The following is a 13,522-nucleotide window of genomic DNA, read 5'->3' as shown; positions in this document are numbered from 1 at the left end:
ACGCGAACCGATCACCGCGACGACGGACGCGTCACCACGGCACGGGGACGATCGGGGCCGGGCCGGGGTCGGGGATCGACTCGGCGCTGGTCGTGAGCTGCTCGATCACGATCGGCGGCCCGTCGACGCGCGTCGCGGTGAGGACCAGGACCACGCGCTCGCCCGCCGCGAGCTCGCCGGCGCCGAGCGGGACGACGTTGTTGGCCCCAACCTCGAGGGCGTGGCGAGCGATCGAGCGTCGCACGCCATCGTCGGCCTGGACGAACACCTGGACCTCGGCGCTGGCCCAGTCGGGGATGCTCAGCACCACGCGGTCACCACGATGCTGCATCTGAGGCCACGCGGGCCACAGCAGATCGAGGAGCGAGCGGGTCACGTCCGCGGCCGCGGGCAGCAGCTGGGCCGCCTGATCGCGGTAGCAGGTCTCGTCGAGGTAGGGGCGGATGCGGCCGTCGAGATCGGTGTCGAACGCCGCGAGCGGACGCCCGGTCGAGGTCAACAGGTAGCCCCGCTCGGCCGGCCACGGCGACAGCGTGGCGCCCTCGACCTCGGCCGGATCGAGCCAGTGTTGGTCACCGAGCACGGTCGCCGCGGCCTTCGTCGGGCTCAGCGTCTGGTCGAGGTAGGCGGGCGCGGGGACGCTGGACTCCGAGAAGAAGTGGCGTCCGGCGAGGTTGGCGATGCCGCTGTAGCTCCCCTCGCCAAGCATGTGACCCAGCAGCGTCGTCGCCAACGGCTCGCCAGCGGGCGGTTGACCGGGCCCGGGCGAGGGCTCGGCTGCAGGCGCCGGGGCCTCGGGTGCATCACCGTCGTCGAGCTCATCGGGATCGTCCGGCTCCGAGTCGTCGTCGGGGTCGTCGTCGGGATCTCCACCGCCGGACGCCGCGGGCTCGTCCGGGTCCACGTCCGAATTCGCGGGGGGCGAGCTGCGGGAGATCTGCGCGAGCAGATCGGGCAGCTCCGTGCGGCCATACTCGACGCGCACGAACTCCTGCAGCGGCAGCCCGCGATCGCCAACGGCGGGGGACAGCGGCGCAAAGAAGGCGGTCGCGTCGCCGCGCGCGTGGGCGGGGACCGACAGATCCTGCATCACGTGGATCAACGCGCCGACGCCCAGCAGCCCGAGCGCGAGGTGGTGATCTCGCTCGGCTTGGGTGCTCGCGCTGCTCGCTGCTGCCAGGTGAGCGTAGGTCTGCGCGGGGGCGAGCAGATCGCTCGGATCTTCGAGCCAGGCGACCGCCGAGCTGGCCTGACCCGAGAAGTTGGTGCCCGTGACGATGCCCGCGACCGGCTCGCCGTTGGATCGAGCCTGGCGCTTGCGCAGGACTGCAGCGGGGAGATCGTCGTCGCGCCAGCGCGGGGCCTCGGGGTGGGCCCGATCGACGAAGTGGTGGAGGTGCCGGGCCGACGGCGTGACCTCGGCGAGCATGCCCAGGCGCAGCCAACCCAGGGCCGACTGCTCCCACAGCGCCTGATCGACGCAAAATTGTTGGGTGTCGGGCGGCGCGTCGGCCGATGGACACGCGCCTGGCCCACCCAGCGGGCGCGCACCGATGTCGGCCGGGGCGCCGCGCATGGTCAGCTGCAGCAGCCGGAGCTGATCCTTCGAGAGGCGATCGGGATCGACCCGCAGCGAGGTGAACAGCCCACGCTCGAGCTCGCTCGCGTCCATCCAGCGCAGGTGGACGGCGCTGCGGGTCACCGCGGACTCGAGCAGACCCTGGTGCGTCGTCGAGGGATCCCAGGCGGCGGCGGGGGTCGTGAACAGCCCGAGGGCGAGGGTCAGCAGACCGCAGCCGGCGAGGACACGGACTCGTCGTGCTGGGTGCTTCATGGTGGGGGATCCTGACTCGTGGCCGGGTCTGTGGGGGCGGCGTCTTCGGCTTCACCCGCGGGCTCGGGCTCGGGCTCGGGCTTGGCCTTGACCTTGCCCAGCAGACCGAGCCGGCCGTGGATGTACTTGGCCAAGATGATCGCGGTGTCGATGTCGATGCACTGGGCCGGGCCACAGCTGACGAGCACGCCGGTCTGCAGGTCGCGGTCGATGAACGCGACGCCGCGGAAATTCGTGCCGGGCTCCTCGTAGATCCAGGTCTCGTCGGTGACCTCCGCGCTGACCTCGACCGGGAGGTTCTCGCGGAAGATCTCGATGACGGGCTCGAGCCCGCCGCTTGGCCGGTGCCACGTGCGGTACGAGAAGTCGTACTCCTCGTCCTGGTCGACGGCCCGAAACAGGACCCCGTGATAGAAGTCCGTGCGCGGGAAGTCGCCGAGATCTTCGACGGCAAACTCGCCGTCGTAGCCCGTGCGCATGGCGACGTCCTCGGGAAAGATCACCTGGCCGGCGTCGAGCCACAGATCTTTGGTGTCGGGTCCGTCTGGACCGGTCGGTCCGGTCGGGTCCGGCTCGCCATCGCCCGCCGACCCTGCGACCTCGCCCCCGCCGAGCGCGGCGTAGAGGTCGAGGTTGGCCTGCCGCTGCTCCCAGTTGGCGACCCGGGCGACCTCGCGTGGGGGCGCGAGGAACAGCAGGTGGTCGGCGTGGGAGTCACGATCGCGCCACTTGCTGAGCTCGATCCGGTTGTGGCGGCCCGTGAAGTCGCGCCGGGCCCCGCCCTCGAGCAGCGCGTCGGAGCGGTAGCTCGCGTATCCGCGCTTGTAGACGACCAGGTGAAACGACACCAAGCGGAGGTTGGCGCCGCGCTTGCGCAGGGGCGCGCGGCCGATCCGGTAGCGCCCGGCCTCGTCGGTCTGCACGGAGATCGTCTCGGATCCGCTCGGGGCGATGAAGCCGTCGCCGCGATCGTAGGACCAAACCCCGACGACGACCGCGTCTTGAACCGGGACGCCGGTGGCCTGGTCGACGATCTGCCCGTCGAAGGGCCCGACCAAGCTGGTGTCGGTGACCTGGTTGCGGGCGCCCTTGAACGGCGCTGGGCGGATGATCGGTGCGCAGGCGAGGCTCGGCAGCAACGCCAAGCTCAAGACCAGACTCGAAGCCAGGCCCGCGGCGAGGCCTGACATCCGGGCCGTGACTTGACCCTTGAAGACCGGGCCGGGTGTGCGCAGGGGTGGCAGGTTGGTCTCCGGGGGCGACGAAGCAGCGACGAGAGCGAGGTGGGGTCCAACGGACGAGAGCGGGGTCGCGTACAGGGCGCTGCGATTGACGCCCAGCGGGGTGCCCGATAACCTCGCTGCCTGGCCACGCGGTCTATCCCAGCCCGCGTAGCCTTTCAAGGCCCGTTGACCTGCCGTCGGCGGACACACAGCGCCCGCCCGAACCCGGATGGCGGACCAGATGGCCCAAACGATCCCATGCCCGGCGTGCGGCACCGACAACTCGACTGACGAGGTGCGGTGTCATGTGTGTGACTACGAGCTCCGCGCCCGGCTGCCCGGGCCCGCGGACATGTCGAAGTGTCCGCGCTGCGGCTCGGGGGTCGCGGGCGGGGCCGCGTTTTGTCAGGTCTGCGGCCAGTCCGTCGAGCTGCGCCACGCTCGACCGCACACGGGCGCGCTCAACGTCCGCGCGATGTTCGGTGATCAGGTCGACATCCCCTCGCGGATGCCAATCCGGGAACACACCGAGATCGCCCCGAGCGCACGCCAGCCGGGCAGCCCCACGTTCGCGCCGCCAGGACGCGGCGGCTCGCCGCCGTCGGAGCCACACCGAGACAGCACGCCGGATCCCAGCGCTCCGCGGGGCAAGCGGCGTCCGGCCCCGCGCCCGCGCCCCAACTACGCGGGCTTCGACGCCGCGGAGAGCGGGAAGGGCGATCGTCAGCGCGGCGGAACGGCGCCGCCTGGCGGGTACGAAGCGCAGGGTCCCGTGTACTCGAACGCGCCCCCGCGGGCCCAGGCCGCACCGCGGCCGCAGGCTCGCGACGCGGCGGATCCAGGCGCGTCGTCGAGCAACCTCCCGCGCCCGCGGGTTCACGCCGAGGTCAACGCCGAGCCGATCGCACCTGTCGAGGTTCGGGCCCAGGTCCAGGGGCAGGCGCGAGCACAAGCGCGGGACCAAGCTCGGGGTCAGCGATTGGCGGCGCCGGTCATCGGCGGCCAGCCAGCCCAGACGTGGGCGAGCCCACAGCCAAGTAGCTCGCAGCGGCTGGTGCTGGTCGGTCGTGACGGGCGCGAGGGTGAGGCGTTCGCGTTGCCGCCGATCGGGGTCGAGATCGGCCGAGAGGGAGGGATCGCGTTCCCGTCAGATCCCTTCGTCTCGCCGCAGCACGCCAAAGTCACGCCGGTCGACGGGGGGGTCCACCTCGCCGACCTGGGCTCGCGCAACGGCGTGTTCCTGCGCCTGACCGAGGCCGCGCCCGTGTACCCGGGCGATCACTTCCTGCTCGGCAATCAAATGCTGCGCCTCGATCAACCCGACGTTCTGCCGCAGGAAGTCCTCGACGCTCAGCATGTGCGTGGGTTCGGGACACCCGTGAAGCCGCCGTGGGCCGCGCTCACGCAGGTTTGCATCGGCGAGATCGAGGGAGATCGGTACCATTTACGGGGGACCGAGATCACGATCGGGCGCGAGCAAGGGGAGATTGTGTTTCCCAGCGATGGCTTCTTGAGCCGGGCCCACGCGCGCGTGCGCATGGAGCTGTTCGACAACGCGATGACGGTGCTGCTCGAAGATCTCGGCTCGGCCAACGGCACTTATCTGCGCATCCGCGGGGCGGTGAGCGTACCGTACGGGTCCATGTTCCGAGTCGGCGATCAAATTTTTCGGGTGAGGCGCGACTAGTGGCGCGTGTCGAGCTGTTCGCCCGAACCGAGATCGGTTGCGTCCGTGAGCGCAACGAGGACGCGTTCCTCGTCGCCAACATCGCGACGGGCGAGCGAGGTTTGCGACCCGGCACCACCGTTCAAGAGCTCGGGATCGGCGTGACCCTGATCGGCGTGTGTGACGGCATGGGTGGCGCCGCGGCGGGTGACCTGGCCTCGAAGATCGGGGCCGAGACCCTGTACGACACGATGATGGCCGCGACGCCGCTCGGCGATCACGCGAGCGCCCGCGAGGCGATGCTCAGCGCGGTCGCGGCCGCCAACCGGGCGATCCTCGACTACGCGCGATCGCACCCGGGCAAGCGCGGCATGGGCACTACCCTGACCGCGGCGCTGGTCTACGGTCACGAGCTGTACCTGTGCCACGTCGGTGACTCGCGCGGGTATCTGCGCCGGGGTCGGGCGCTGACCCAGCTGACCACCGATCACAGCGTGGTCGGGCAGATGATCGCCAGCGGACAGCTGACCGCCGAGCAGGGTCGCAGCTACGAGCATCGCAACGTGTTGTTGCAGGCGCTGGGCGTGCAGCCCGTGATCCAGCCCGAGCTCGTGCACGTGTCGCTGCGCGCGGGCGACGTGCTGCTGATGTGCAGCGACGGACTCACCGGTCCGCTCGAAGACCCGCGGGTGCTCGAGCTGATGCTCAAGTATCAAGACCCGGTTCGTTGCTGTCGCGCGCTGACCGAGGCCGCGTGCGCGGCCGGGGGCCCGGACAACGTCACCGTCGCGGTCGCGCGGTTTGTCGGCGACGGCCTGCCGATCCCGCAGGGCCGCGAGCCGGTGACACCCGATCGGGCGTCCCACACTTTGCAGTAGGGTTCTACAGTAGAGCTGCCGCGCCAAGTCGCGGTTCAGCTGCCAAAGTACAGGCTGGTCGAGAGCCCGAGCAGGATCGTGTTGACGAACGGCTGGCCCTTGCCCGCTGGCGTCGCGCCGAGCCAGCCGAGCTCGGGGCCGATCGCCCAGCCGCCGCCGCGATCGGGCCGCCTGGTCTGCGCGAGCGGGAAGAACTCGTAGCGGAGCGAGCCCTTGAACAGCGCGCCGCCGTAGCCTCCACGCTTGTCGACGCCGGCCTGGCTGATCGCGCCGCCGCCGAATCCGAAGCCGGTGCGGATCGACAGCGGGTAGCGCTTGGCCGGGACGAAGCCAAACTCGACGAGCAGGGCGCCCTCGAACATCTGCTGATCGCGGACCCACGCCGCCTGGCCGCCGGCCGCGATGCCGATGCTCATCCACGGGAACACGGCGTCGCCGGCCTGCAAGAACCCACCCGCGCCGAACAGCGGAGACGGTGTGTCGACGTTGCTGACACTCGCGAAGTTGGTCGTGCCCATCGCCAGCACCCCGAAGTAGGGGCCATCGAAGCGAGGTGGGCGGATGGGCTCGGCTGGCTCCGCTTCCGGCTCCGGCTCTGGCTCTGGCTCCGGCCCTTCGGGCTCGGCTTGCGGCCCTTCGGGCTCGGGTAGCGGCGCGGACTTGGGTAGCGGCGCGGACTCGGGTAGCGGCGCGGGCTCGGGTAGCGGCGCGGGCTCGGGCGCCGCGACCGGGGCGGGCGCGGAGTCGGCCGGCCCGGCGTCTTCACTGATCGGCGCGGGTCCGAACGGCATCGGATCGATCGGCGCAGGCGCGACGGCCGGGGCCGCCACGACCTCGGCGGACCACAGCGACAGACTCGCGCACACGCACGCGCTCACCGTCGCCAGCCCCAGTCGGACCATGCACGCGCGCCGCGTGGGCGCAGGGACCGCAAAGGGCACGGACCCGAGCATGAACGAAAGCTCCGAACGGACGCAAGCCCGAGTCGTCGACTCAGATCCACGAGTCGCCCGGGGGCTGACAGGCCGGCGGACAGCCGCTTGCCGGCGCCGGTGCCCACGACTATGTTCGGCGGCCCAGGCCATGGATACGCGGCGTGCACTCGAGATCTTCGGCGGCTTCATGATTGGCGCGGGCGTGACCGTGGGTGGTTACGAGCTCGCGGGACCGCGGACGCCCAGCGCCAGCCAAGCCGCGGATACCGAGCCCGAAGCCGACGACGCGGACAGCTCGGCCGAGCTGCTCGCTAATCCCCCCGCTGGCCCCAGCGAAGACAGCCTGGCCGAGGCCGCCAAGCACCAGCGCGAGACCGAAGACGCCGCGGCGGGCACGGCCACCGGTCCCTACGCGCCGGACAGCGAAGGCCACTACACCAGCTTCACGAAGGTCTTTTACGACCCCGTCGACTTCACCGACGAGCACGAGCAGAACTTCCCCAAGCACGGGCTGGTGACCGCTGGCGCGGTGTTGATCCGCGAGCGTGCAGATCTCGAGTCCAACCGGATCGGCATGCTTCGCGCGGGCACGCGGGTTCGGGTGGACGGCCAGCGGAGCTTCGGTGGCGGCTGCACCAGCGGGTGGCATCAGATCTTTCCCGAAGGCTGGATCTGTGTCGGCGCTGGGCTCGAGATCGCCGACGCTCCGCCCGACGACGGCTCGATCGACGTGGCGTGGCCCGACGTCGACCAGGCCATGCCGCTCGACTACTGGCGGGTCAACCACGACGGCACCTCGTTTTTCCACCGGATGCCGACCTACACCGAGCAGGACCAGGCCGACGCGGCCGCGCAGGCGTGGCTGGCCGTCAAGGCCCGCGAGCCGATGCCGATCGAGCGTGACAAGCGACCGGCCGACGTCCCGGCGGTGGTCAAGGAGTACCTCAACGCGGGCTACTACGTGACGATCACCTCGGAGCACGTTCACGCCAAGCGTCACTTCCTCAAGACCAACCGGGGCGTGTACGCGCGCAAGTACCAGCTCGGCAAGAAAGAGGGCTCCGAGTTCATGGGCCAGGTGCTCACGGGCGAGGATCCCTTGCCCCTGCACTTCGTCGTTCGTGAGCTGTCGCTGCAAAAGCGGATCGGTGACTCGGGCCTGCTCGAGGACACCGGGGAGTCCCTGCCGCGCCGGTCCACCCACCCGTTCGTCCGCAAGCTCCGAATCGGGGACTACGACTACTACGAAGACGCCGACGGCAAGCTGCTGCGGGCCTACGCGGTCGGCGAAGCGGCCAAGCTCAAGCGCCCCCCCGGGATCGAGCCCGACGAGCACTGGATCCACGTGGATCTGTCTGAGCAGACGCTGGTCGCCTACATCGGAGATCGCCCGGTGTTCGCGACGATCGTCTCGACCGGCAAGGAGCCCGGGATGACGCCGGTCGGGGTCCATCGGGTCCAGAGCAAGTTCATCGTGACTTCGATGCGCGACCAGCCCATCGAAGAAGAGGCCTACTCGATCGAAGACGTGCCGTGGACGCAGTACTTCTCGAACAGCGTCGCGCTGCACGGCGCGTTCTGGCACGGCGGGTTTGGCCTGGTCCGCAGTCACGGCTGCGTGAACCTCTCGCCCCCCGACGCGCGCTGGCTGTTTGGCTTCACCGAGCCCAAGCTGCCCGACGGCTGGGCCGCGGCCATGCCTGGGGTCATGGGATCCGAGGCCAGCGCCATCGTCGTCACCGAGTGAGCGGCTCGGTGCCCCCGCGGGCGGTCTGGCGCGGTGCCATGGAGGTCGGCTTCGCGGCTGATCGCTGGTTGCGCTCGCTCGCGCGTGGGTTCATCGAGGCTGGTTTTGGGGTGATCGTCGACCTATGATTCAGGCAATGAAGATTGAGTCTGGCACCGTCGTGACGCTCGGCTACGACATCACCACCGCGGACGGCGAAATTGTCGAGAGCTCGGATATCTCCGGGCCGATCAGCTTGTTGCATGGCACGCAGACGCTGATCCCTGGGCTCGCCAAGCGACTCGAGGGCCTCGAGGCCGGCGCAGAGCAGACCTTCGAGTTCCCGCCCGAGGAGGCGTTCGGAACCATCGACGACGCGCCGACCAACGTCATGAGTCGGACCGAGTTCCCCGCGGACACCAAGTTCGAGGTCGGTGGCAAGTTCGTGGCCAAGATGCCCAACGGTCAGCCGCTGCACTTGGCCGTCAAGGCGGTCACCGACGAGAGCGTGACCGTCGCGATGATCCATCCGCTCGCGGGCCAGACGATCGGCATGAGCGTGCGGATCATCGGCGTGCGCGCGGCCACCAGCAAAGAGACCGAGCTGGGCAAGGCCATGGTCAAGCCGCCGCCCCCCCCACCCAAGAAGGCGTAGTTCGTGGTCTGAAAAACTGTGCGAGTATTCGGGCATGGGTCTCGAGCACTCGGTCCGAGCGGGCGGGCCCGCGGGTTTCGTCGGCTTGTTCGCGGCGCTCGGTCTCGGTGGTTGCGAAGCTCGCGACAGCTGCGAAGGCCTGCGCACCTTCGACTCGCCGCCCGAGCCGACCGCCAGCGACACCGCGCCGCCGACCGTGCTCGACGGCGACTGGATCGGCGCGGGCGTGCTCGAGCTGCAGTTCTCGAAGCCGCTCTCGGTTGGCGCTGCGCCGGATCCGACTCGGTTCGCGCTGCTCGGCTGGGGCGCGCAGGTTCAGTCCTACGGTAGCTCTTGCTACGTCCAGACCCGCTACAGCGCCCTGGCGGTCGGCTACTACCGCAGCAGTGTCGCCGACGTGTGGGTCGCCCCCGAAGATCCGAGCTTGCTGCGGCTGCGGATGTCCAACACCGCGGCGGCGTGTCGAACGGTCGCCGACATCGTCGCGGAGGGCGTGCTGTTGGTCTACGCCGACGCCCAGTTCGAAGGCGCGGGACCCAAGCTGCTCGACGCCGAGGGCGACGCGGTGCCCGACCTCGGACCGCAGTGGGCGATCCCGCGGTGGGAGTCGTGCATCGACGACGACGGGTACTACGGCGGGTACTACTGCGGCTACGCGCTCAATCAGACCGCGGTCGGCCACTTGCCCGCGCTCAACGTGCTCGCGCCGATCCCCTGTCCGTCTTGAAGACCTCGGTCAGAACGTCACGCCGACGTCGAAGATGAACCGCCCGTTGCGATCGTCGGTCGGGCCCACGTTGTAGCGGCCCGGCAGCAAGAACGCGTAGCCCAGCGCCATCGTCACGATCCCGATGTCGAGCTTCAGGAAGTTGGTGCCGACGCTGTGGCGAAAGTCCCGCTTGAAGTTGAACTCCTCCCAGAACTGCGTGAGCACCCCAAAGTCGTAGAAGATCGAGTGGGCCAGGGAGCCGCCAAAGATGTCGCGGACCGACGTCACCTGCAGCGCGACGCTGCCGATCGCCCGAATGTGGCCACCTTGCGCGCGCGGTCGATAGATGACCCCGCCGTAGGGCAGCTCGACCTCCTCGACGTCGACGAGCATGGTCTCGGGCAGGATCCCGCGTAGGCCCAGATCGGCGGTGCCGCCCCCGTAGTAGCGCCACACGTCGGGCACGGTCTTGGTGTCGACCGGCTGCCCGCGCAGTCCAGGCCCGCGGAACGGGATCAAGTGGCCATAGCGCAGGCTGTAGCGGAAGTTGAGCCGATCTTGGGTGCCCGGGATCGGCAGCGGGATGAAGTGTTGCCAGCTCAGGTCGATGCGCGCCCACCAGTCGAGCCCGCCCAGCCACGGCGACGCCAGCTTCAGATCCATGGTCGCGATGAAGCCGTCGTAGGGGTTGAAGGCGTTGTCGACTCGGGTCAGGACCACGCCGGTGTCGACCAGGCCGGTCAGATCGGAGACGACCCCGCCGCCACGGTTGACCCACGCGTTGGTGGTGCCGGCGAGCGGCTTGGCGAGGTCCTTGCTGACGTTGGCCAGCTGAAACAGGTAGCCCGCGTAGAAGGTCCACTCGCCGAACCGACGGCTGATCCGCAGGGCGCCGTTGACCGACAAGATCCGGCCGCGGGCTGGGGTCGCGCGCTGCTGGGCCCGGCCGTTGATGTCGAGGTCGAAGCTGGTGCCGAACACGTGCGGGCGCGTGAGCGTGGCCGCGACCAGCCGCTCGAAGCACTCCTGGCCCGCGCACAGATCCGTGCTCTCGAGCGCGTCGGACAGGTCGAACCCGTAGCGGCTCTCGAGCGAGAGGTCCCAGGCGGTCCCCCACAGGTTGGGGAAGCTGGGGTTGGCGAACAGGTAGAAGGGATTGAGGGTCGCGATCCCGAACCCAAAATCGATGTTCATCGCCACGTCCTTGGCCTCTTCGAACGCGATGACCTGGTGGACCTGGCAGACCCCGGGATCATCGAAGCCACAGTCGACCGGGTAGGGCGTGATCGTGACCGACTTGGCGACGCCGGCGGTCTCGATCGAGGCTGCGGAGGCGTCGACCAGGCGCTGGTCGTAGGGCTCACCAGTCTCGAATTTCAGCTCGCGGCGCAGGACCCACTCGCGGGTCTTGAAGTTGCCGCGGAACAAGATCTCACCGAACTCGCCGACCTTGCCCTCGTAGATGTTGACGACCGGCTCGACGGTGACCTGCTGCTCGGTGGCGCGGTTGTAGCAGATTCCGAAGCGGCTCTCGGTCAGGTTGCGGGCCGCGTCGGCGCTGAGGGTCTGGCCACCCGGCGAGGTGTAGCGCCAGGTCAGCTCGGCGTCGGCGATCGGGTAGCCGTGGCCCTGGTAGTGGCTCACGATCGCGCTGCGAGCGTCACGGCCGAGGCTGGGTGTGATCGGGACCTCGCCAGCGTCGGTCTCGCCGCGGCGGCGCAGCGGGCTGCGAGCGATCGCCTCGACGGCGATCGAGGGATCGGCGGCCTCGCGCACGATCGGATCGGTGATCTTGCGCGAGAACGGAATCGGCTGCTCGATCAACCGGACGTCTTCGCTGTTCGCGGTGACCAGCCGCGGGCCGGGCTCGACGTGGACGCGAACCCAGATCTTGGCGCGGTCAGCCGTGAGCACGCCGGCCAGGCCGTCGGCGTTGAACTGCTCGATCCACTTGGCCTCGCCGCCGCTGTCGAGCAGGTCCTGGACCGTGAGCCGGGCCCGGACGCCCGGCTGAAACGCGTCAGCCTGGCCGTCGGGATCGCGCAGCGCGTCCTCCCAGAACGAGACGTACACGAACACGTCCGCGCACAGGTAGCCCTCGGCGTTGTAGGCCGCGAGCACCGACTGGATGTCGGCGAGCGCGTCGGTCTCGCTGAACTTGCCGCCGGACCGCAGGTGTCGCTCGTCCTCCCAGGCCCGCTCGATCCGCCTGGCGACCTCGGTGCCGAGTCGCGCGGGGCGGGTGATCGAGAGGTCGGCGATCTCGATCTTGGGGCCCTCGGCGATCTCGAAGCGCAGCTTGTCCATCGACTTGAAGTCGAGGTGCTGACCTTCGACGCGCGCGAACAGGTAGCCCTTGCTCTGATAGAACGCCCGGAGGTTGGCCGACTCGCGCTCGGCCGCGGCCTCGCTGGCGGGCTCGCGCCGGTTGAACAGCTGGATGTGGTTGCGCAGCTGGCTGTCGCTGAACCGCAGCCCCGAGTCGCGCGGGCGCCGACGCTTGCCGCCGCGGGCCTGCCTGAACTCGGTCTGAACCGACGGGCCACGGGAGATCTCGATCTCGAGCGGGATGCTGTGGCGATCGAACTGGGTCTCCGGCGTGATGTCTTCGTAGCTGGTGCTGACCTCGACCTCCGGATGTGGCGTCGCGGCCTCGCTGCGCCAGAACCGACCGAGCCCGGCGTTGGGATCGGCATAGGCCGAGATGACCTTCTGCTGGGCCCGATCCATGAACTCGCGGGTGATCCGGGTTCGAAACACCCCGAGCACCTTGGGGATGAACTGGCGACGGATCCAGCGGACGTCTCGATCCTCGAGCGGCTCACCGCTGCCGGTGTCGGGCTGCTCGGCGTCGAGGTCACGAATCTCGACCCTGCGGCGGTCGACCTTGTAGGCCTTGCCCTTGTCGAGGAACACGTACAGATCGGCCTCGTCCGTGGCCCGGCCACACACCAGCGCGAGCGAAGACGTGCCGTCGAAGTAGCCGCTGTCGAACAAGAACTGATCGAGGCGCGCGAGCTCGTCGCGCTCCCACTCGAGACACGCGACGTCGCGCCCGTCGCAGATCGGCGGCGGCGAGCCCTGACGCAGGCGCTTGGGCTCGACGCACTGACCGCGAGCGAGCGCGCCCGGCTGGGCCTCGATGCTGAGCTGGCGCATGATGTCGCGCTTGGCGAGCGGGATGTGACCGCGGATCCGCACCCGGCGGATCGACCGACCGGGGCGGACCTCGATCACGACCTCGCCCTTGGCGACCGGGTAGAACTCGGCCCGGTAGCCGAGCTCGGCGAGTCGGGCGGCGTACTCGAACGGATAGAAGTTGCCTTGGCGCAGGCCAATGATCGTCTCGACGCGCGCGCGATCGTCCCCCTCGACGAAGGTCCCGTGCAGGTTGACCCGCTGCACGTCGACGTAGAACACCCCGGCGCTGGTCACCGCTGGGCGGGCCGCCATCAGGACCTCATGGGTGTCGAGCGGGGCGAGGAACACCTCGTAGCCGTCGACCGCGAGCCGCTCGAGTCGGTACAGCAGCAGACCTTGATCGGAGCCGCGCAGCCGGGCCTCGATCATTCGGGGTCCGCGACCGGTGTCGACGACCTGGTTGCAGTCGAGCAGCTCGAGGTTGGTGGCCGCCATCAACGACAGCGCCTGGGCGACCGGGTACAGCGGGTCTCCGCGGTTGCGCAGGTCGCAGCCGGTCCCCGGCAGCAGCGCCGCCGCGTCGCCGCCCTCGCTGGCCGGGGCCGCCGGGCGCCCCGCACGGCCGGGTGGTTGGCCAGCTCCTGCGGGCGAGCCTGGGCCTCGTACCCGTCCGGTCTCGGGCGCCTCGAGCGTTCGCGGGGTTTCGGTCGGCGCGGGCTGGCCGTCGCTCGCGGGCGGCTGAGGCTGGTCGGGGG

The 13,522-nt window shown here is 69.8% G+C and carries 10 protein-coding genes; 6 read left to right on the top strand and 4 right to left on the bottom strand.

The window, feature by feature from the left end:
• Positions 1 to 31 precede the first annotated feature (31 nt).
• Both ENSA7_RS19750 and ENSA7_RS19745 read right to left on the bottom strand, forming a co-directional pair.
• Positions 32 to 1,834, bottom strand: a complete 1,803-nt coding sequence (locus tag ENSA7_RS19750; RefSeq protein ID WP_106090867.1) for a hypothetical protein — start codon at positions 1,832 to 1,834, stop codon at positions 32 to 34.
• Positions 1,831 to 3,024 carry a carboxypeptidase-like regulatory domain-containing protein gene (locus ENSA7_RS19745; RefSeq protein WP_146157886.1) on the bottom strand — a complete coding sequence of 398 codons (1,194 nt, stop codon included), beginning with the start codon at positions 3,022 to 3,024 and terminating at the stop codon, positions 1,831 to 1,833. Before ENSA7_RS19745 ends, ENSA7_RS19750 begins: the two co-directional genes overlap by 4 nt.
• 274 nt (positions 3,025 to 3,298) lie before the next feature.
• Here ENSA7_RS19745 and ENSA7_RS19740 point away from each other — a divergent pair, with 274 nt between their 5' ends.
• The gene (locus ENSA7_RS19740) at positions 3,299 to 4,744 is read left to right on the top strand and encodes a double zinc ribbon and FHA domain-containing protein (protein ID WP_181233923.1); all 1,446 of its coding nucleotides are present in this window, start codon (positions 3,299 to 3,301) and stop codon (positions 4,742 to 4,744) included.
• Positions 4,744 to 5,601: a PP2C family protein-serine/threonine phosphatase gene (locus tag ENSA7_RS19735; RefSeq protein WP_106090864.1), complete on the top strand. Its 858-nt coding sequence runs from the start codon at positions 4,744 to 4,746 to the stop codon at positions 5,599 to 5,601. Before ENSA7_RS19740 ends, ENSA7_RS19735 begins: the two co-directional genes overlap by 1 nt.
• A gap of 35 nt (positions 5,602 to 5,636) precedes the next feature.
• Here ENSA7_RS19735 and ENSA7_RS43910 read toward each other — a convergent pair whose 3' ends face one another.
• On the bottom strand, positions 5,637 to 6,554 hold the full coding sequence (locus tag ENSA7_RS43910) for a hypothetical protein (RefSeq protein ID WP_181233922.1): 918 nt from the start codon (positions 6,552 to 6,554) through the stop codon (positions 5,637 to 5,639).
• 130 nt (positions 6,555 to 6,684) lie between these two features.
• On the opposite strand from ENSA7_RS43910, the gene ENSA7_RS19725 reads away from it, so the two are divergent.
• From ENSA7_RS19725 to ENSA7_RS19715, 4 genes are read left to right on the top strand one after another with little or no spacing between them, the layout of a single operon-like run.
• Positions 6,685 to 8,283 carry a L,D-transpeptidase family protein gene (locus ENSA7_RS19725; RefSeq protein WP_181233921.1) on the top strand — a complete coding sequence of 533 codons (1,599 nt, stop codon included), beginning with the start codon at positions 6,685 to 6,687 and terminating at the stop codon, positions 8,281 to 8,283.
• Entirely contained in the window at positions 8,280 to 8,411 is a 132-nt protein-coding gene (locus ENSA7_RS45805; protein ID WP_280524020.1) for a hypothetical protein, read from the top strand. The genes ENSA7_RS19725 and ENSA7_RS45805 overlap by 4 nt, the downstream gene beginning before the upstream one ends.
• A gap of 8 nt (positions 8,412 to 8,419) precedes the next feature.
• A complete protein-coding gene (locus ENSA7_RS19720; RefSeq protein ID WP_181233920.1) occupies positions 8,420 to 8,917 on the top strand; it encodes an FKBP-type peptidyl-prolyl cis-trans isomerase in 498 nt (165 codons plus the stop codon).
• Between the two features lie 34 nt (positions 8,918 to 8,951).
• Positions 8,952 to 9,644 (top strand): hypothetical protein, encoded by a 693-nt coding sequence (locus ENSA7_RS19715; RefSeq protein ID WP_106090861.1) that lies wholly within the window; start codon positions 8,952 to 8,954, stop codon positions 9,642 to 9,644.
• A 9-nt stretch (positions 9,645 to 9,653) separates the two neighbouring features.
• On the opposite strand, the gene ENSA7_RS19710 is transcribed toward ENSA7_RS19715, so the two are convergent.
• On the bottom strand, positions 9,654 to 13,522 hold a 3,869-nt coding region (locus ENSA7_RS19710; RefSeq protein WP_146157885.1), incomplete at its 5' end, for a POTRA domain-containing protein.

Source organism: Enhygromyxa salina (assembly GCF_002994635.1).
GTDB lineage: Bacteria > Myxococcota_A > Polyangia > Nannocystales > Nannocystaceae > Plesiocystis > Plesiocystis salina_B.
This window is presented reverse-complemented; position numbering and strand designations above follow the sequence as displayed.